General features: G+C 71.7%; 15 protein-coding genes, 1 pseudogene and 1 riboswitch. Of the genes and pseudogenes, 6 read left to right on the plus strand and 10 right to left on the minus strand.

Features of this window, described 5'->3' with window-relative positions:
- Positions 1 to 26: 26 nt before the first annotated feature.
- A complete protein-coding gene (locus WDZ95_RS19780; RefSeq protein WP_287470055.1) occupies positions 27 to 1,718 on the minus strand; it encodes an AMP-binding protein in 1,692 nt (563 codons plus the stop codon).
- 126 nt (positions 1,719 to 1,844) lie between these two features.
- Here WDZ95_RS19780 and WDZ95_RS19785 point away from each other — a divergent pair, with 126 nt between their 5' ends.
- Positions 1,845 to 2,546 carry an alpha/beta hydrolase gene (locus tag WDZ95_RS19785; protein ID WP_425780998.1) on the plus strand — a complete coding sequence of 234 codons (702 nt, stop codon included), beginning with the start codon at positions 1,845 to 1,847 and terminating at the stop codon, positions 2,544 to 2,546.
- Here the strand turns inward: WDZ95_RS19785 and WDZ95_RS19790 are convergent.
- Positions 2,506 to 3,438, minus strand: a complete 933-nt coding sequence (locus tag WDZ95_RS19790; RefSeq protein WP_425781000.1) for an EamA family transporter — start codon at positions 3,436 to 3,438, stop codon at positions 2,506 to 2,508. The two genes, WDZ95_RS19785 and WDZ95_RS19790, sit on opposite strands and share 41 nt — an antisense overlap.
- A gap of 70 nt (positions 3,439 to 3,508) precedes the next feature.
- Between WDZ95_RS19790 and WDZ95_RS19795 the strand changes: the two genes are divergently transcribed.
- A complete protein-coding gene (locus WDZ95_RS19795) occupies positions 3,509 to 3,991 on the plus strand; it encodes an Lrp/AsnC family transcriptional regulator (RefSeq protein ID WP_287470057.1) in 483 nt (160 codons plus the stop codon).
- 12 nt (positions 3,992 to 4,003) lie between these two features.
- Here the strand turns inward: WDZ95_RS19795 and WDZ95_RS19800 are convergent, their stop codons facing one another.
- Entirely contained in the window at positions 4,004 to 5,446 is a 1,443-nt protein-coding gene (locus WDZ95_RS19800; RefSeq protein ID WP_425781002.1) for an 8-oxoguanine deaminase, read from the minus strand.
- 220 nt (positions 5,447 to 5,666) lie between these two features.
- On the opposite strand from WDZ95_RS19800, the gene WDZ95_RS19805 reads away from it, so the two are divergent.
- The 4 genes from WDZ95_RS19805 to WDZ95_RS19820 all read left to right on the plus strand — a co-directional run bounded on the left by WDZ95_RS19805 (position 5,667) and on the right by WDZ95_RS19820 (position 10,358).
- On the plus strand, positions 5,667 to 6,170 hold the full coding sequence (locus WDZ95_RS19805; protein ID WP_425781004.1) for a Cache 3/Cache 2 fusion domain-containing protein: 504 nt from the start codon (positions 5,667 to 5,669) through the stop codon (positions 6,168 to 6,170).
- Positions 6,171 to 6,183: 13 nt separating this feature from the next.
- Complete coding sequence (locus tag WDZ95_RS19810) at positions 6,184 to 7,764, plus strand: methyl-accepting chemotaxis protein (RefSeq protein WP_425781006.1); 1,581 nt, start codon at positions 6,184 to 6,186, stop codon at positions 7,762 to 7,764.
- Between the two features lie 106 nt (positions 7,765 to 7,870).
- Complete coding sequence (locus WDZ95_RS19815) at positions 7,871 to 9,178, plus strand: glycerate kinase type-2 family protein (RefSeq protein WP_425781008.1); 1,308 nt, start codon at positions 7,871 to 7,873, stop codon at positions 9,176 to 9,178.
- 91 nt (positions 9,179 to 9,269) lie between these two features.
- Positions 9,270 to 10,358, plus strand: coding sequence for a PA0069 family radical SAM protein (locus WDZ95_RS19820; protein WP_425781010.1), 1,089 nt, complete (start codon positions 9,270 to 9,272; stop codon positions 10,356 to 10,358).
- Here WDZ95_RS19820 and WDZ95_RS19825 read toward each other — a convergent pair.
- The 7 genes and pseudogenes from WDZ95_RS19825 to thiC all read right to left on the minus strand — a co-directional run bounded on the left by WDZ95_RS19825 (position 10,346) and on the right by thiC (position 15,937).
- Positions 10,346 to 10,564: an oxidoreductase-like domain-containing protein gene (locus tag WDZ95_RS19825; protein ID WP_425781097.1), complete on the minus strand. Its 219-nt coding sequence runs from the start codon at positions 10,562 to 10,564 to the stop codon at positions 10,346 to 10,348. The genes WDZ95_RS19820 and WDZ95_RS19825 overlap by 13 nt on opposite strands.
- An 18-nt stretch (positions 10,565 to 10,582) precedes the next feature.
- Positions 10,583 to 10,810 (minus strand): annotated as a pseudogene (locus tag WDZ95_RS19830) (DUF1653 domain-containing protein); the annotation flags it as partial.
- Positions 10,807 to 11,883, minus strand: coding sequence for a thiamine phosphate synthase (locus tag WDZ95_RS19835; protein WP_425781012.1), 1,077 nt, complete (start codon positions 11,881 to 11,883; stop codon positions 10,807 to 10,809). The gene WDZ95_RS19835 and the pseudogene WDZ95_RS19830, both read right to left, overlap by 4 nt.
- 8 nt (positions 11,884 to 11,891) lie before the next feature.
- On the minus strand, positions 11,892 to 12,695 hold the full coding sequence (locus WDZ95_RS19840; RefSeq protein ID WP_425781014.1) for a thiazole synthase: 804 nt from the start codon (positions 12,693 to 12,695) through the stop codon (positions 11,892 to 11,894).
- Between the two features lie 86 nt (positions 12,696 to 12,781).
- The gene (thiS, locus tag WDZ95_RS19845) at positions 12,782 to 13,003 is read right to left on the minus strand and encodes a sulfur carrier protein ThiS (protein WP_425781016.1); all 222 of its coding nucleotides are present in this window, start codon (positions 13,001 to 13,003) and stop codon (positions 12,782 to 12,784) included.
- On the minus strand, positions 12,984 to 14,075 hold the full coding sequence (locus WDZ95_RS19850; RefSeq protein WP_425781018.1) for an FAD-dependent oxidoreductase: 1,092 nt from the start codon (positions 14,073 to 14,075) through the stop codon (positions 12,984 to 12,986). Before WDZ95_RS19850 ends, thiS begins: the two co-directional genes overlap by 20 nt.
- Positions 14,072 to 15,937, minus strand: coding sequence for a phosphomethylpyrimidine synthase ThiC (thiC, locus tag WDZ95_RS19855; protein WP_425781020.1), 1,866 nt, complete (start codon positions 15,935 to 15,937; stop codon positions 14,072 to 14,074). The genes WDZ95_RS19850 and thiC overlap by 4 nt, the downstream gene beginning before the upstream one ends.
- A gap of 110 nt (positions 15,938 to 16,047) precedes the next feature.
- Positions 16,048 to 16,161, minus strand: a riboswitch (TPP riboswitch).
- Positions 16,162 to 16,168: the final 7 nt, after the last annotated feature.

Raw genomic sequence — 16,168 nt, forward strand, 5'->3', positions numbered from 1 at the left:
CGCGCAGCGCGGCGGGGGTGGGCCCTTTAGTCTGCCCAGATCACGGGCTTGCCGCTGCGCTCCCAGGCCTCGTAGTGGCGCGCGTACACGTCTTCGATGCGGTTGCGCTTGACCTTGAAGGTCGGCGTGATCATGTCGTTGTCGACCGTCCACGGCGTGCTCACCACCACGATGCACTGCAGCTGCTCGTGCGGGTCGAGCGAGGCGTTGATGCGCTGGCGGTGCTCGGCGAGCGAGCGTTCGTAGGCGCCGCGTTCGTCGAGGCTCTTGAGGCGCTGGGCCGCGTCGGGCGTGAGCATGACGATGCCCAGCGGCTGGCCCAGGTTGGCGCCGGTGACCACGCAGGCCTCGATGCCCTCGTGCATCACGAGCTTGTCCTCGATGGGCGCGGGCGCCACGTACTTTCCCTTGCCGGTCTTGAACAGGTCCTTCACACGGCCCGTGATGCGCAGCAGGCCGCCGGCGTCGATCACGCCCTTGTCGCCGGTCTTGAGCCAGCCGTCGGCGGTGAAGGCCTCCTGGCTCTTCTCGGGTTCCTTGTAGTAGCCGAGCATGAGCGCGCGGCTGTGCATCTGGACCTCGCCGGTCTGCGGGTCGATGCGCTGTTCGACACCCGGGTAGGTCGGGCCCACCGTGCCCTGCTGGTTCTTGCCCGATTCGGTGATGTGCGAGAGCGCGAGGTTCTCCGTCATGCCGTAGCCCTCGTTGATCGGGATGCCCAGCTTCGCGTACCACTGCAGCAGCGCGGGCGGCATGGGCGCGGCGCCGCCCGCGGCGAACTTGCACTGGTCCAGGCCCAGGGCCTTCTGGATCTTCTTGCGCACGATGCCGCCCAGCAGGGGGATGCGCAGCAGCCGGTCGAGCTTGGCCGGCGGCATCTTGGCGTGGATGCCCTGCTGGAATTTCACCCACAGGCGCGGCACCGAGAAGAACACCGTGGGCCGCGCGCGCTGCAGGTCGGCTGCGAAGGTGTCGAGCGATTCGGCGAAGAAGATGTGCATGCCGGTGCGCAGCCAGCCGTGCTCCACGAGCATGCGTTCGACCACGTGGGCCAGCGGCAGGTAGCTGAGCATGCGGTCGTTCTGCGTGAGCGGGATGCGCGCCAGGCCCTTGTCGAGCGCCCAGGCGAAGTTGCCGAAGGTGTGCATCACGCCCTTGGGCATGCCCGTGGTGCCCGAGGTGTAGATCAGCGTGGCGAGATCGTCTTCGGTGCGCACCGGGCGCCCTTGCAGCGGCGCGGTGCGCGCGCAGATCGCGTCCCAGCCTTCGTAGGCCTCGATCGCGTCCACCGGCGAGAGGGGGTAGCTGATGCAGGGCAGGCCAGCGGGCACGCCGGGCTTCATGCCCTCCCAGCCATCGAGCTTGCCCACGAACAGGGCTTTGGATTCGCTGTGCGCGAGGATCTGGCGGATGGTCTCGGGCGCGAGCGTGGGGTAGAGCGGCACCGACACGTAGCCCGCCATCCAGATCGCGAGGTCGCTCATCATCCACCAGGCGCAGTTCTTGGACAGGATGGCCACCTTGCTGCCCGGCGCCCAGCCCTGCGACTGCAGGTGCGCGGCCATGCGGCGCACCTGGTCGGCGATCTGGCCCCAGGTGAAGTCCTGCACCGCGCCCGCGCCCATGGGCTGCGTCAGGGCGATGCGGCCGGGGGCGCTCTGCTCCCAGTGGTACAGGCGTTGCAGGGCCAGCAGCTCGTCGGCGATCTTCGCGCTCATCGGGGTCATCTCCTTGGTTGTCGTCAACCTGTCGAGCCTAGCGAGCCCCCCGGGTTCCCTGCAGTGGGTTTTCCCGTGTCGTCTGCGCTTTGGAGAGCTCTCTCCAGAGCCCTTATGCTGCGGTGCATGAGCGACAACGAACTCCAGATCCTCGAAGGCGTGGCCGGCGAGCCCGGCGCGCAGCCCGTGGCCAGTGTGATCGTGCTGCACGGCCTGGGCGCCGACGGCAACGACTTCGTGCCCATCGCCCAGGCCTTCGACCTCTCCGCCATCGGCCCCGTGCGCTTCGTGTTCCCCACCGCGCCGGTGCGCCCCGTCACCCTCAATGGCGGCTACGCCATGCGCGCCTGGTTCGACATTTTTCCCCCGAGCCCCGACCCGTCCCAGCCGCGCCGCGAAGACGAGCCCGGGCTGCGCGCCTCGCAGCGACAGGTGCAGGCCCTGATCGATCGCGAGGTGGCGCGCGGCGTGCCCGCGCAGCGCATCGTGCTCATGGGGTTTTCACAGGGCTGCGCCATGACGCTGCTCACCGGTCTGCGCGCGCCGCAGCGGCTCGCGGGGCTGGTGGCGCTTTCGGGCTACCTGCCGCTGCCCGGCACCACCGCGGCCGAACGCAGCGCGGCCAACGCCCAGGTGCCGGTGTTCCTGGCCCACGGCGAAGACGACGAGATCGTGGTGCTGCCGCGCGGCGAGGCGGCGCGCGACACGCTGCAGGCCCTGGGCCATGCGGTCGACTGGCACACCTACCCCATGGGCCACAGCGTGTGCCCCGAGGAGGTGGCCGACATCAACCGCTGGTTGCTGCGCGTGCTGGCCGCTGCCGCCTGAGCCAGGCCAGCAGCGGGCCACCGTACAGGATCAGCGCCAGCGCGGCGCCGATCAGGGGCAGGGCGACGAACACCCAGCCGTTGAGGCGCTCGCCCCCGAGCCACACGCCCACCGCAAGCGCCACCACCGGGTTCACGAACGAGTAGCTGCCCGCGAGCGCCGCGCTGGTGTTCTGCAGCAGCCAGAGGTAGGCGTTGAGCGTGACCATGGTGCCCAGCACCACCAGGTAGACCCAGGCCAGCGCCGACACCGCCGAGACCTGCGCGAACTGAAAGCTGCGAGCCCCGGGCTCGAACAGCAGCGCGGCCACCGTGCCCAGCAGGCCGCCGAGCAGCCACTGGGCGGCCGATGCCATGGCCGGTGCGGGCAGCGTGAGCTTGCGCGAGGCGTACGAGCCGACGCTCCAGGCCAGCGGCGCGCCGAAGGCGCACAGCGTGCCGAGCAGGGTGGTGGAGAAATCGCCCTCGAGCGCGAGCAGCAGCGCGCCCGTGGCGCCCAGCACCAGGCCGATCCAGCTCGTGACGGGCACACGTTCGCCGCCCCAGCGCGTCCAGAGCGCGAGCCACATCGGCATGGTGGTGACCACCGTGGCCATCAGGCCCGAGCCGATGCCCGCCTGCTGCGCGAGCACCACCAGCGCCATGGCCGCGAAGGCCATGAGGCCGCCGATCAGCGCGCTCGCGCGCCACTGTGCGGCCGTGGGCCAGGCCAGGCCCTGCCAGCGCGCGATGGCCAGCATGGCCAGGCCCGCGGCGAGGAAACGCACGCCGTTCATGAGCACCGGCGGCAGGGTCTGCATGGCCACGCCGAGCGCGTAATAGGTGGTGCCCCAGACGATGTAGACGATGAGCAGGGCCCCGGCGACCCCGAAACGGTTGAAAATGGACGGCATGCGGCCACCTGGCGTGGAAAATGTCCGGCGAAATGCCGTGGGGCCGTATTTTGATCAGAACTGAGCCAGCATGCAAGCAAATATCCAGCTCGACGACACCGACGCCAGAATTCTTACGGCGCTGAGCGCCGACAGCCGTCGTTCGTACGCCGATGTGGCGGCCGAGGTGGGCCTGTCCACGGCCGCGGTGCACGAGCGCGTGAAGAAGATGCTCGAGCGCGGCGTGATCGAGCGCTTCTCGCTGCGCATCGACCCCGAGCGCGTGGGCCTGCATTTCACCGCCTTCGTGGCCATCCGCAACGACGGCGGCGCGCACTGCCGCGACATCGCACCGCGCCTGCGCGAACTGCCCGAGGTGCTGGAGCTGCACAGCGTGGCCGGCGAGTACGACTTTCTCGCCAAGGTGCGCACCACGCACGCCCGCGGGCTCGAAGACGTGCTCTACCAGATCAAAGCCATTCCGGGCGTGGCGCGCACCACCAGCACCGTGGTGCTCAACACCGAGTTCGAAGAACGCCCGCTGCGTTGGCCCGGCAGCGCGCCCGCGGCCTGAGCCGGTGCCGGTTCAGCCGCCGGCCACCAGCGAGGCCGCCAGGCGGTTGTGCCGCTCCACCAGCGGGCCCAGGTCCACGGTGGTGGGCTGGCCGTCTTTCACGAGCACGCGGCCATGCACCACCACGTGCCGGGCCGCGGGGCTCGCGCACAGGAGCAGCGCGGCCAGCGGATCGTGCACCGCGCCGCCGGCCAGCGCCAGCGTGCCCAGGTCGAACAGCGCGAGGTCGGCGCATCGGCCCGGCTGCAGCGAGCCGATGTCGTCGCGCCCCAGCACGCGCGCGCCGCCGCGCGTGGCCAGCCAGAGCGCGTCGCGCGCGGTCATCTCGGCCGGGCCCAGGTCGCAGCCGAAGAAGCGGCGGCCCGCGCGCTCCTCGGGCGGCTGCATGGCGCGGCCCACGCGCGCGAGCAGCATGGCCTGGCGCGCTTCGTTGAGCAGGTGCGCGGCGTCGTTGCTGGCGCTGCCGTCCACGCCCAGGCCCACGGGCACGCCCGCGTTGCGCATCCGCCGCACCGGCGCGATGCCCGAGGCCAGGCGCATGTTGCTGCAGGGGCAGTGGGCCACGCCGGTGCGCGTGGCCGCGAACAGCGAGATGCCTTCGTCGTCGAGCCGCACGCAGTGCGCGTGCCACACGTCGTCGCCGAGCCAGCCCAGCGCCTGCGCGTACTGCGCGGGCGTCTTGTTGAACTTCTCGCGGCTGTAGGCGAGGTCGTGGTCGTTCTCGGCCAGGTGGGTGTGCAGGCGCACGCCCTGGCCCTTGAACGAGCGCGCGAGCGCGGCGCTCTCGCGCATGAGCGCGGGGCTCACCGAAAACGGCGAGCACGGCGCGAGCGCGACCTGCAGCAGCGCGCCCGGGCGCGGGTCGTGCCAGGCCTCGATCAGGCGCTGGCTGTCGCGAAGGATGTGGGCCTCGTCTTCCACCAGCGCGTCGGGCGGCAGGCCACCCGCGCTCTCGCCCACGCTCATGCTGCCGCGCGTGGCCACGAAGCGCATGCCCACCGCCTGCGCGGCCTCGATGCTGTGATCGAGCCGCGCGCCGTTGGGGAACAGGTAGAGGTGGTCGCTCGACGTGGTGCAGCCCGACAGCAGCAGCTCGGCCATGGCCACCTGGGTGGACACGCCGATCATCTCGGGCGTCAGGCGCGACCAGATCGGGTAGAGCCCGCGCAACCAGCTGAAGAGCTCGGCGTCCTGAACGCCGGGCACGGCGCGCGTGAGGCTCTGGAACATGTGGTGGTGCGTGTTCACGAGGCCGGGCAGCACGATCTGCCCGCGCGCGTCGATCACCTCGTCGGCCCGCTGCAAGGCCGGCGGCAGCTCGGCCGCGGGGCCGATCCACTCGATGAAGCCGTCGCGCGCGAACAGGCTGGCGTCGCGCCATTCGGCGCAGCGCGTGAGGTCGTCGTGGTCGAAGCAGGCGAGGTAGGCGGCGCGGTGGACGAGCAGGGTGGGCATGGCGGGTGGAGCGCAACGAGGGCGCGGCAGACAGCCCGAGCGGGCGGGCCCATTGTGTGGCATGGACGCGTGGCCGCTCCATTGAGCGCCGGTGATGCATTGGTCATCGCGATCGCCGACAGAACGGGCTTCGAGGCCTCAACCGGCCCAGCGCGGGTTCGATACAGCGTGTACATCCACCGCGATGTGAAGCCCATCCATCCATCTGACGGGAGTCCCCATGAGCACACTGCAAGGTTTCTTCACGGCGTTGGCGGTTCTGGTCGCTGCCTCGGCCACCCCGGCCTTGTCCCAGACAGCCGACCCCAAGGCCACGATCGCCGAGCTGGACGGTCGGCTGGCCCAGATCGGTATCCCGCGCATCGAAGGCACGGACAGCGTGGCGGGCAAGGAGGTGCCGGCCATCTACTTCGGTGCGCGCAAGATCAACAACAACTTCGACGTCGTCGATGGGCTGCGCAAGTCGCACCAGGCCACCGCCACCATCTTCGTGAAGGCCGGCGACGAATTCGTGCGCGTGAGCACGAATGTGCTCACGCCCGAAGGCAAGCGCGGCATCGGTACCCAGCTGGCGCGCAACGCGGCGTACGAGGCGTTGGTCAAGGGCCAGGGCTACTGCGGCGTCATCGACGTGCTCGGTACCGCCTTCGACGCCTGCTACAACCCGATCCGCGATGCTGGCGGCAAGGTGATAGGCGCCAGCTACATCGGACACAAGAAGTGAGCGGGAGTCATCCATGAAGGTCCTCAGTTCCCTGAGTCAGTGGTGGGGCCGCATGAGCGTGCGCCGACAGTTGTACGGATCCTTCGCTGGCGTGCTGCTGATGATGGCGGGCGTGGGCCTCGCGGCCATGATGGGCCTGCAGGCGGTCCACACCGAGGCGCTGGCCTTGTCCCGCAAGTGGCTGCAGGGCGTGAGTGGCGTCGCGAACGCGCGTGCACTGCTGGTGGAGCACCGCGACCTCGAGATCAAGCACAGCCTTACCGGCGATGCCAGCTACCACGCCGAATACGAGGCCAAGATGGGCGAAGCGGCCAAGCGACTGCAGGTCCAGTTCGACGCCTACCGCTCGCGTGTGGCCGGAGCCGCCGAAGCCGAACTCGACGCGCGGACCGCCGAAGCCTGGCGCGCCTACCAGAATGCGTCGGCCAAGGTGGTTCAACTGGGCCGCGACCACCAGCAGCAGGACGCCGCCGATGTGGCCGATGGCTTGGCGAGCATGGCGTTCGACGAGGTGATGGCGGCCTTCGATCGCCTGTACGCGCACAATCTGGAGGGCAGCGAGGCCGCCGCCGCCACCATCGAGACGGTCTACGGCACGGCGCGCACCGGAATGCTCTCCCTCCTGGGCGGCGCCCTGGCGGTGAGCCTGCTGCTCGCCACGCTGATCGTGCGTCAGTTGCAGCGCCAGCTCGGGGGCGAGCCCCGCGTGGCAATGGAGCTGGCGCGCGCCGTCGCCGAAGGCCGGCTGGACACACCGATCGTACTGAGGGACGGCGACACCGGCAGCCTGCTTTGCTGGCTCAGGACCATGCAGCACAACCTGGCGCAGGCGGTGGCCGAAGTGCGCCGCTGCTCGGATTCGGTGTCCCATGCCAGCAGCGAAATCGCCGCCGGCAACCACGACCTGTCGGGCCGCACCGAGCGGCAGGCCAGCGAACTGCAGCAGACCGCGGCCACTATGGAGCAGCTCGGCACCACGGTGCACCACAACGCCGACAACGCGCGCCAGGCCTGCCAGCTCGCGCAGGGTGCCTCCGGCGTGGCGGTGCGCGGCGGCGAAGTGGTCGGCCGCGTGGTCGAGACCATGAAGGGCATCAACGAGAGCAGCCGCCGCATTAACGACATCATCGGCGTGATCGACAGCATCGCATTCCAGACCAACATCCTGGCGCTCAACGCCGCGGTGGAGGCCGCGCGCGCGGGCGAGCAGGGGCGGGGCTTTGCGGTGGTGGCCAGCGAAGTGCGCAACCTCGCCAAGCGCAGCGCCGAGGCCGCGAAGGAGATCAAGGCGCTGATCGGCACCAGCGTTCAGCGGGTCGAGCAGGGGTCGGTGCTGGTCGATCAGGCCGGCGCCACCATGCAGGAGGTGGTGGCTGCCATCCGGCGTGTCAACGACATCGTCAACGAGATCAGCGCCGCGAGCGCCGAGCAAAGCCACGGCGTGACCCAGGTCGGCGCTGCCGTCGCGCGCATGGACCAGAGCACGCAGCAGAACGCGGCGCTGGTGGAGCAAAGCGCCACCGCCGCCGACAGCCTGCAACTGCAGGCGACGCAGCTGGTGCAGGCGGTTGCGGTGTTCCGGCTCGCGGCCTGAGCGCGGCAAGGCCTGGCCGCAGGACGGCATGCCGGGCCTGCGTCGACAATGCCGGCTGGTCCGATCGAGCGCGTCGGGCCGACAACCGACCGGAAACATCATCGATATGCGATTGCCCGACGACCCCCGCGCCCTGCTGCGCCACCTCTACGATGCCGCGGTGCGCCGCGCGCTGCCGCTGCACAACACCGCCGCCTTCCTGCCGCCGCCGCCCAAGGGCCGCACGGTGGTGATCGGCGCGGGCAAGGCCGGTGGCGCCATGGCGCAGGCGGTGGAGGCGCTGTGGCCGGCCGATGCGCCGCTGTCGGGGCTGGTGGTCACGCGCTACCACCACATCCCGCCGCGCCCCGCGGGCCTGCCCGAGCGCATCGAGGTGGTCGAGGCCTCGCACCCCGTGCCCGATGCCGCGGGTCTCGCGGCCGCGCAGCGCATCCTGAAGCTCGTGCAGGGCCTCACGGCCGACGACCTGGTGCTGTGCCTGATCTCGGGCGGCGGTTCGGCCCTGCTCACGCTGCCTGCCGATGGCCTCACGCTCGACGACAAGCAGCGCATCAACCGCGAGCTGCTGCTCAGCGGCGCGCACATCGGCGAAATGAACACGGTGCGCAAGCACCTCTCGCGCATCAAGGGCGGCCGGCTCGCCGCTGCCTGCGCGCCCGCGCAGGTGGTCACGCTCACCATCAGCGACGTGCCCGGCGACGACGTGAGCGTGATCGCCAGCGGTCCCACGGTGGCCGACGCCAGCACCTGTGCCGACGCGCTCGCCATCCTCGACCGCTACCGCATCGCCGTGCCCGCGCCGGTGCGCGCGGCGCTCGAACGCGGCGGGCTCGAAACGCCCAAGCCCGGCGATGCGCGCCTCGCGGGCCACCAGACGCACCTGATCGCCACGCCGCAGCAAAGCCTGGAGGCCGCGGCCGAGGCCGCGCGCGCGCTCGGCCTCCAGGCGCACATCCTGAGCGACGAGATCGAAGGCGAGTCGCGCGAGGTCGGCAAGGTGCACGCGGCGCTCGCGCGCTCGGTGGCGCTGGGCCGCAGCAGTTTCGAAGCGCCCTGCGTGATCCTGAGCGGCGGCGAGACCACGGTGACGGTCAAGCCGCGCCCCGACGGCGCGCCCAAGGGCCGCGGTGGCCGCGCGGGCGAGTTCTGCCTGGGCCTGGCCCAGGCCCTGGGCGGCCAGGAACGCGTGTGGGCGCTCGCGGCCGACACCGACGGCATCGACGGCGTGGAGGACAACGCGGGCGCGCTGGTCACGCCCGACACGCTCGCGCGCGCCGCGGCGCTGGGCCACAAGGTCAGCGACCACCTCGAACGCAACGACGCCTATGGCTACTTCGCGGCCATCGGCGACCTGGTGGTGACCGGGCCCACGCACACCAACGTCAACGATTTCCGCGCGCTGCTGATCCTCTGATCGCGACGCGCGGCCCGGGCGACGGGTGGCGGGCCGGCGCGTCGGGCGCTGGAATATGCTGTACATCCATACAGCCTTTTCGGCGCCTGCCATGACCGACACCACCATCCCCGTGGGCCTGCTCAAGGGTCGCGGCGTGAGCTTTCGCCAGCCGCACCGCTTCGAATCCGCGCAGCGCCATCCTTTCGACGACGGCTGGGGCACGCTCGACCAGGCCCAGGCCGAAGAACAGTCCGCGCCCGCCACCAGCGTGAGCTGGGAGGACGCGCGCAGCGCCATCACCACCAACGCCTCGCCCGACATCGGCTTCCTGCACGGGCTCAACCCCTACCGCGGCTGTGAGCACGGCTGCGTGTACTGCTACGCGCGGCCCAGCCACAGCTACCTCAACCTCTCCCCCGGTCTCGATTTCGAGACCCGGCTCATCGCCAAGCGCGGCCTCGCCGAGGTGCTCGCGCGCGAGCTGCAGCGCCCGGGCTACCGGCCCGAACACATCGCCATCGGCACCGTGACCGACGCCTACCAGCCGATCGAGCGCGAACTCAGGCTCACGCGCGCCTGCCTGGAGGTGCTCGCGCGCGCCCAGCACCCGCTGGCCATCGTCACCAAGGGCAGCGGGGTCGAGCGCGACATCGACCTGCTCGCGCCCATGGGCGCGAACGGGCTGGCCGCGGTCTACGTCACCGTGACCACGCTCGATGCCCGGCTCGCGCGCGTGCTCGAACCGCGCGCGGCGGCGCCGCACCGGCGCCTGCGCACCATCCGCACCCTGGCCGAGGCCGGCATCCCCGTGGGCGTGAGCGTGTCGCCGCAGATCCCCTTCCTCAACGAAGACATGGAGCAGGTGCTCGAGGCCGCGCGCGAGGCCGGCGCGCGGCGCGCCTTCTACCAGGTGCTGCGCCTGCCCTGGGAGCTCTCGCCCATCTTCCGCCAGTGGCTCATGCAGCACTGCCCCGATCGCGCGGGCCGCGTGATGGCGCGCATCCAGGACATGCGCGGCGGTCAGGACTACGACAGCGACTTCGGCACCCGCATGAAAGGCAGCGGCCCCTGGGCCGACCTGCTGCGCCAGCGCTTCCACAAGGCCTGCACGCGCCTGGGTTACCAGCAGGAGCGCACGCCCTTCGACACCACGCGCTTCACGCCCGGGGCCTTGTCGGCCCAGGGTCAGCTGTTCTGATCGATCAGCGCGAGCGCGTCGTCGGCCCAGTAGCGCACGGCGTTGTAGTAGCCCTCCCACACGCAGCCGTTGCAGCCGCGGCCACAGCAGGTGGTGGGCTCGGGCGGCGGCGCGCGCAGGGCCTGTTCGAGCGCGATGCCTTCGCGCTGCGCGCGGTGACGCAGGTGCGCGATCAGCGCGTGCGCGGTGGCAAGGTCGGCCGGCATCAGGTCGGCGGCGCGGATGCGGCGGAAGCGCTTTTGCTCGCGGCCTTCGAACCGCCCCGTCTCGTTGAACATGGCCGCGGGCCGCACCCACAGGCCCTGCGCGCCGTAGAGCGCGCGGTACAGCACCAGCGGCTGCAGCGTCTCGCTGCAGCGCACGGTGTCGATCACCTCGTACCAGCCGCCCTTGTAGTGGCGGTACAGGCCCGGCGGGGTCGGGGTCAGCGGGGGCAGATCGTGGTCGGTCACGCGGGGACGGGGGCAGGGGAAGCTGGGGGTATGGGGCGGTCGGGCGCGAGTGTAGGGTGTGGCCAGGCCGGGAGCGTGATGCGTGGGCGCAAGCGGCCTTCGCGCCACGCCGCCTGCCACACGGGCAGCGTGGCGCGCGGGTCGTCGCCCAGCCCGCGCACCACACAGGCCGTTGCTGCGCCCGTGGCCGCGGCCTGCGCCAGTTGCTCGGGCGTCAGGATGCCGCCGATCGCGACCACCGGCAGGCCCGCCATGCGCACCCACCAGGCGAGGTTGTCCAGGCCCTGCGGCGCCCAGGGCATGGCCTTGGTGAGCGTGGGCCACACCGGGCCGCAGGCCACCATCGCGGGCGCCGCGCCGCGCGCGCGGCACAGTTCCCACAGGCTGTGCGAGCTCAGGCCCAGTTGCAGGCCCAGGGCCTGTGCGGCCGCGATGGCCGCACGCTCGGTCTCGTCGAGCGACAACCAGTCTTCCTGCCCCAGGTGCAGCGCGGGCGCGCCGATGGCGAGCGCGCTGCGCCAGTGGTCGTTGACCACCAGCGTGGCGCCGTGGGCCTGCGCGGCGCGCAGCGCCTCGCGCAACTCGGGCACGAGCGCGGGGTGGTCGCGTTCGGCCTTGATGCGCAATTGCACCAGCCTTGCGCCGGCCTCGGCACAGGCGCGCACGCGCGCCGCGCTGTCGACGATGGCGTAGACGCCCGGATCGGGCCGCGCGTCGCGCGGCGGCACCCAGGGGATGCGGCGGTCGCCGCACGAGAGCACAGGCAGGTCGGCCGCACTGGCGTGGTCGGGCAGGCGCGCGAGCACCGCGGCGTCGGCCGCCACCCAGCCCTGCGCCAGCGCGGCCTCGAAGCGCGCCGCGTGGTCGGCAGGCCCGCTGCGCGGGCGCGCGAGCCAGCCTTGCGCGTGCGGCGTGTCGAGCCAGTCGTGCGTGTCGCCCGTGATCACCACGGCCGCGGCGCCGCGCGCGCGCAGCACGCGCGCGAGCATGGGCACGGGCGTGTGGCCCGCGAGCAGGTTCAGCCGCGCGGCGGCTTCGCGCGCGCCGATGCGCAGCACAGGGGCGTGACGCATGGCGGGCCTCATCCGATCAGCAGCGGCCGGCCGGCCACGGGTGTGCTGGCCACGGCCATGTCCTGCGGCGCCATCACGCCGGCCTCGAAGGCCAGGCGGCCCGCGCGCACCGCGTCGCCGAAGGCGCGCGCCATGGCCACCGGGTCGCGCGCCTGAGACACGGCCGAGTTGAGCAGCACGGCGTCGAAGCCGAGCTCGAGCGCCTGCGCCGCGTGCGAGGGCGCGCCGATGCCGGCATCGACCACCAGCGGCACACCAGGCAACCGCGCGCGCAGCGTGCGCAGTGCCCAGGGGTTGAGCAGACCCTGGCCCGAGCCGATCGGCGCGCCCCAGGGCATGAGCAGCTCGCAGCCCGCGTCGAGCAGGCGCTGACAGCTCACGAGGTCGTCGGTGCAGTAGGGGAACACCGCGAAGCCCGCGCGCACGAGCTCGGTCGCGGCCTCGAGCGTGCCCCAGGGGTCGGGCTGCAGCGTGTGTTCGTCGCCCACCACCTCGAGCTTGATCCAGCGCGTGCCATGCAGCTCGCGCGCCATGTGGGCCAGGGCCACGGCTTCGCGCGCGCTGCGGCAGCCCGCGGTGTTGGGCAACAGGCGCAGCCCGCGCGCGCGCAGTTCGGTGAGCAGTTCGGCCAGGAAGCCGTTGTCGCCCGCGGCCGCGAGCGTGCGCCGCAGTCCCACGGTGACCACCGCCGCGCCGCTGGCGGCGATCGCGTCGCGCAGCACCGCGGGCGAGGGATAGCCCGCGCTGCCGATCATGAGGCGGCTGGGCAGGGTCTCGCCGTAGGCGGTCCAGGTGTGGCTGGCGGTGGGCATGCGATCCGGCGCCGGGCCGCCCCAAGCCGGATCAGCCCCCTCGGGGGGCAGCGACGACAAGGAGTGCGGAGCGTGGGGGTTCACGTTCAGCCTCCGACGATGGCTTCAAACGTGACGACCACATCGCCCGCGCGCAGCGGCGTTTGCGCGCGCGCCTCGCGCGGCACGAAACGCGCGTTGAGCGCGGTGGCCACGCGCGCGGGGTTCACGCCCTGCTGGTCGAGCAGGGCCGCGAGGGTGAGGCCCTCGGGGCAGGGCAGCGGGTGGTCGTTGAAGTGCACGGTGGCCTCAGGCGGTTGCGGTGTCATGGGGGTTCTCCAGGCCTGCGGCGGCGAGCGCGTCCTGCACCAGCGCGGGGGCGATCAGCCAGCCGTGGCGGAACAGGCCGTTGAGGCGCAGCAGGCCGCTTTCGTGGTGCACGAAGGGCAGGTGGTCGGTGCGCGCGGGGCGCAGGTGGCTGTCCAGGCGCTCGATGCGCGCCTCGGCGAGTTCGGGCACCAGGCTGTGCGCGGCGCTCAGCAACTCCACGGTGCTGCGCAGGCTCGGCGCCGAGGTGTCTTCGCTTTCGATCTCGCTTGCGCCCACCACGATGCGTCCGCCCGGGCGCGGCACCAGGTAGACGCGGTGGCGCGGGTGCAGCAGGCGCAGCGGCCGCGCCAGTGGCACGCCGGGCGCGTGCAGCCACACGAGTTCGCCGCGCACGCCGCGCAACGCCACCTGTGGCCGCGCGCCCAGGCCGCGCGTGTCCACCGCGAGCTCGCAGCGGTGTTCGCGGCCGTGGCTGTCGCGCAGCCGGCCCGGGTCCACGCTGTCGATGGCGGTGCCCCAATGCCAGCGCACGCCCGGGGCCTGCTCGGCCAGCGCCTGCAGCAGTTCGGCGGGCAGCACCTGGCCTTCGCCGGGCAGGTGCCAGGCCAGCAGGCCGGGCGCGAGCGCGGGTTCGAGCGCGCGCTGCTGCGCCGCGTCGAGCGGCTCGGGGGCCGGGGCTTCGGGCACGGCCGCGATGCGCGCCAGCACGCGCGCGGCCGCGCCGCGGTCGCTGCCGTGCGCGAGCAGCAGGCTGCCCGCTGTGCGCACCAAGGGCTCGGCGCCCCCGAGCGCGGCCCCGATGGCCTGCCAGCGTGGCAGCGAGCGCCAGCCGAGCCGCGCGATGCGCGCATCGGCGTGGTCGAGTTCAGCGATGGGACTGAGCATGCCTGCGGCGCTGAAGCCCGCCGCGCCGGAACGCCGGCCTGGGGAACCCCCACCTGTATGGGCCAGGGGCGGTGGACACGGGCCGTCGGCGGGATCGAACACGCTCACCGAATGCCCGGCATGCGCGAGCCGCCAGGCCATGAGCCGGCCGGCGACACCCGCACCCGCAATGGCGATGCGGCTCATGATTGCCGAAGCGTGTCCACCGGCACGTAGAACGCGCCGCCCGCGGCCTTGAACTCGGCCGACTTCTCGGCCATGCCGCGCTCGGCGTACTCGCGCACGTCCTGCGTGATCTTCATCGAGCAGAACTTGGGGCCGCACATGGAGCAGAAGTGCGCTTCCTTGCTCGAGTCCTTGGGCAGGGTCTCGTCGTGGTAGGCCTCGGCGGTGTCGGGGTCGAGCCCGAGCGCGAACTGGTCGCGCCAGCGGAACTCGAAGCGCGCCTTGCTCATGGCGTCGTCGCGCGCGCGTGCGCCCGGGTGGCCTTTGGCGATGTCGGCCGCGTGGGCCGCGATCTTGTAGGCGATGATGCCCTGCTTGACGTCGTCGCGGTCGGGCAGGCCCAGGTGTTCCTTGGGCGTCACGTAGCACAGCATGGCCGTGCCCATCCAGCCGATCATGGCCGCGCCGATCGCGCTGGCGATGTGGTCGTAGCCCGGCGCGATGTCGATGGTGAGCGGGCCCAGCGTGTAAAAGGGCGCTTCGTGGCAGTGCTTGAGCTGCTCGTCCATGTTGGCCTGGATCAGGTGCATGGGCACGTGGCCGGGGCCTTCGATCATGGTCTGCACATCGTGCTTCCAGGCGATCTGCGTGAGTTCGCCCAGCGTGCGCAGCTCGGCGAACTGGGCCTCGTCGTTGGCGTCGGCGCCGCTGCCGGGGCGCAGGCCGTCGCCGAGCGAGAAGCTCACGTCGTAGGCCTTCATGATCTCGCAGATCTCTTCGAAGTGCGTGTAGAGGAAGTTCTCCCGGTGGTGGGTGATGCACCACTTGGCGAGGATGGAGCCGCCGCGCGAGACGATGCCGGTGCGCCGCTTGGTGGTGAGCGGAATGAAGGGCAGGCGCAGGCCCGCGTGGATGGTGAAGTAGTCCACGCCTTGCTCGGCCTGCTCGATCAGCGTGTCGCGGAACACCGCCCAGCTCAGGTCTTCGGCCACGCCGCCCACTTTTTCGAGCGCCTGGTAGATCGGCACCGTGCCGATGGGCACGGGTGAATTGCGCACGATCCAATCGCGCGTGGTGTGGATGTTCCTGCCCGTGGACAGGTCCATCACCGTGTCGCCGCCCCAGCGGATCGACCACACGAGTTTTTCGACTTCTTCCTCGATGCTCGAGGTGACCGCCGAGTTGCCGATGTTGGCGTTGATCTTCACCCCGAAGTTGCGGCCGATGGCCATGGGCTCGAGCTCGGGGTGGTTGATGTTGGCGGGAATGATCGCGCGCCCGCGTGCCACCTCGTCGCGCACGAACTCGGGCGTGATCCGCTCGGGGATGTGCGCGCCCATCGGGTTGCCGCGCAGGCGCGCCTCGCGCTCGGCGTCGCCCAGGTACTCGTGCATCCAGTCGCGGCGGCCGTTCTCGCGGATCGCCACGTACTCCATCTCGGGCGTCACGATGCCCTGCCGCGCGTAGTGCATCTGGGTCACGTTGCGGCCGGTCCGGGCGCGGCGCGGCGTGCGCTGCAGCGCCGCGGCCTCGGCGCGCAGCGCGGCGAGGCGCTCGGCCGCACTTGAATTCGGGGCCTCGTGCTTCGCACCATCGTCGAGCGCCTGGCGTTCACGGCCCGCGTAGGCCTCGGTGTCGCCGCGGGCGTCGATCCAGGCCGCGCGCACCGGCGCCAGGCCCTGGCGCACGTCGATCTGCGCCGTGGGGTCGGTGTAGGGGCCCGAGGTGTCGTAGACCGTCACGCGCTCGCCGTTGGTGAGCGCGATCTCGCGCATGGGCACGCGCACACCCGGCAGTGAGCCGGGCACGAAAACCTTGGTCGAGGCGGGAAAGGGCTCGCGCGTGAGCGTGAGCAGCGGGGCAAAGGGGTCGGGGGCGTTCATGGCGGTCTCCAGAGGGCGGGCAAACACGGCGGGGTGTCTGCTCCGGAGGACCGCCAACCAGGGCGCGCCACGGGCCCTGCGCCCACCAAGGGCCTGGCCATGACACGCCCGGTATGGGCATGCGCTCTTCTTTCGCCGGTACTAGCCGGATCAAGTTCACGGGTTCGGCTTCACAGCCATCTCAGCGCGGGCCTTTGCAGGCCGGTGCACCCCGGAGCAGCGCGCAGTGTA

It is taken from the genome of Hydrogenophaga sp. T2, from assembly GCF_049843535.1.
Classification (GTDB): domain Bacteria; phylum Pseudomonadota; class Gammaproteobacteria; order Burkholderiales; family Burkholderiaceae_C; genus Hydrogenophaga; species Hydrogenophaga crocea.

Excerpts from the sequence above, each read along its gene's own strand:
- WDZ95_RS19780 (WP_287470055.1), bottom strand. The coding sequence starts at position 1,718 with ATGAGCGCGAAGATCGCCGACGAGCTGCTGGCCCTGCAACGCCTGTAC.
- WDZ95_RS19785 (WP_425780998.1), top strand. The coding sequence starts at position 1,845 with ATGAGCGACAACGAACTCCAGATCCTCGAAGGCGTGGCCGGCGAGCCC.
- WDZ95_RS19790 (WP_425781000.1), bottom strand. The coding sequence starts at position 3,438 with ATGCCGTCCATTTTCAACCGTTTCGGGGTCGCCGGGGCCCTGCTCATC.
- WDZ95_RS19795 (WP_287470057.1), top strand. The coding sequence starts at position 3,509 with ATGCAAGCAAATATCCAGCTCGACGACACCGACGCCAGAATTCTTACG.
- WDZ95_RS19800 (WP_425781002.1), bottom strand. The coding sequence starts at position 5,446 with ATGCCCACCCTGCTCGTCCACCGCGCCGCCTACCTCGCCTGCTTCGAC.
- WDZ95_RS19805 (WP_425781004.1), top strand. The coding sequence starts at position 5,667 with ATGAGCACACTGCAAGGTTTCTTCACGGCGTTGGCGGTTCTGGTCGCT.
- WDZ95_RS19810 (WP_425781006.1), top strand. The coding sequence starts at position 6,184 with ATGAAGGTCCTCAGTTCCCTGAGTCAGTGGTGGGGCCGCATGAGCGTG.
- WDZ95_RS19815 (WP_425781008.1), top strand. The coding sequence starts at position 7,871 with ATGCGATTGCCCGACGACCCCCGCGCCCTGCTGCGCCACCTCTACGAT.
- WDZ95_RS19820 (WP_425781010.1), top strand. The coding sequence starts at position 9,270 with ATGACCGACACCACCATCCCCGTGGGCCTGCTCAAGGGTCGCGGCGTG.
- WDZ95_RS19825 (WP_425781097.1), bottom strand. The coding sequence starts at position 10,564 with ATGCCGGCCGACCTTGCCACCGCGCACGCGCTGATCGCGCACCTGCGT.
- WDZ95_RS19835 (WP_425781012.1), bottom strand. The coding sequence starts at position 11,883 with ATGCGTCACGCCCCTGTGCTGCGCATCGGCGCGCGCGAAGCCGCCGCG.
- WDZ95_RS19840 (WP_425781014.1), bottom strand. The coding sequence starts at position 12,695 with ATGCCCACCGCCAGCCACACCTGGACCGCCTACGGCGAGACCCTGCCC.
- thiS (WP_425781016.1), bottom strand. The coding sequence starts at position 13,003 with ATGACACCGCAACCGCCTGAGGCCACCGTGCACTTCAACGACCACCCG.
- WDZ95_RS19850 (WP_425781018.1), bottom strand. The coding sequence starts at position 14,075 with ATGAGCCGCATCGCCATTGCGGGTGCGGGTGTCGCCGGCCGGCTCATG.
- thiC (WP_425781020.1), bottom strand. The coding sequence starts at position 15,937 with ATGAACGCCCCCGACCCCTTTGCCCCGCTGCTCACGCTCACGCGCGAG.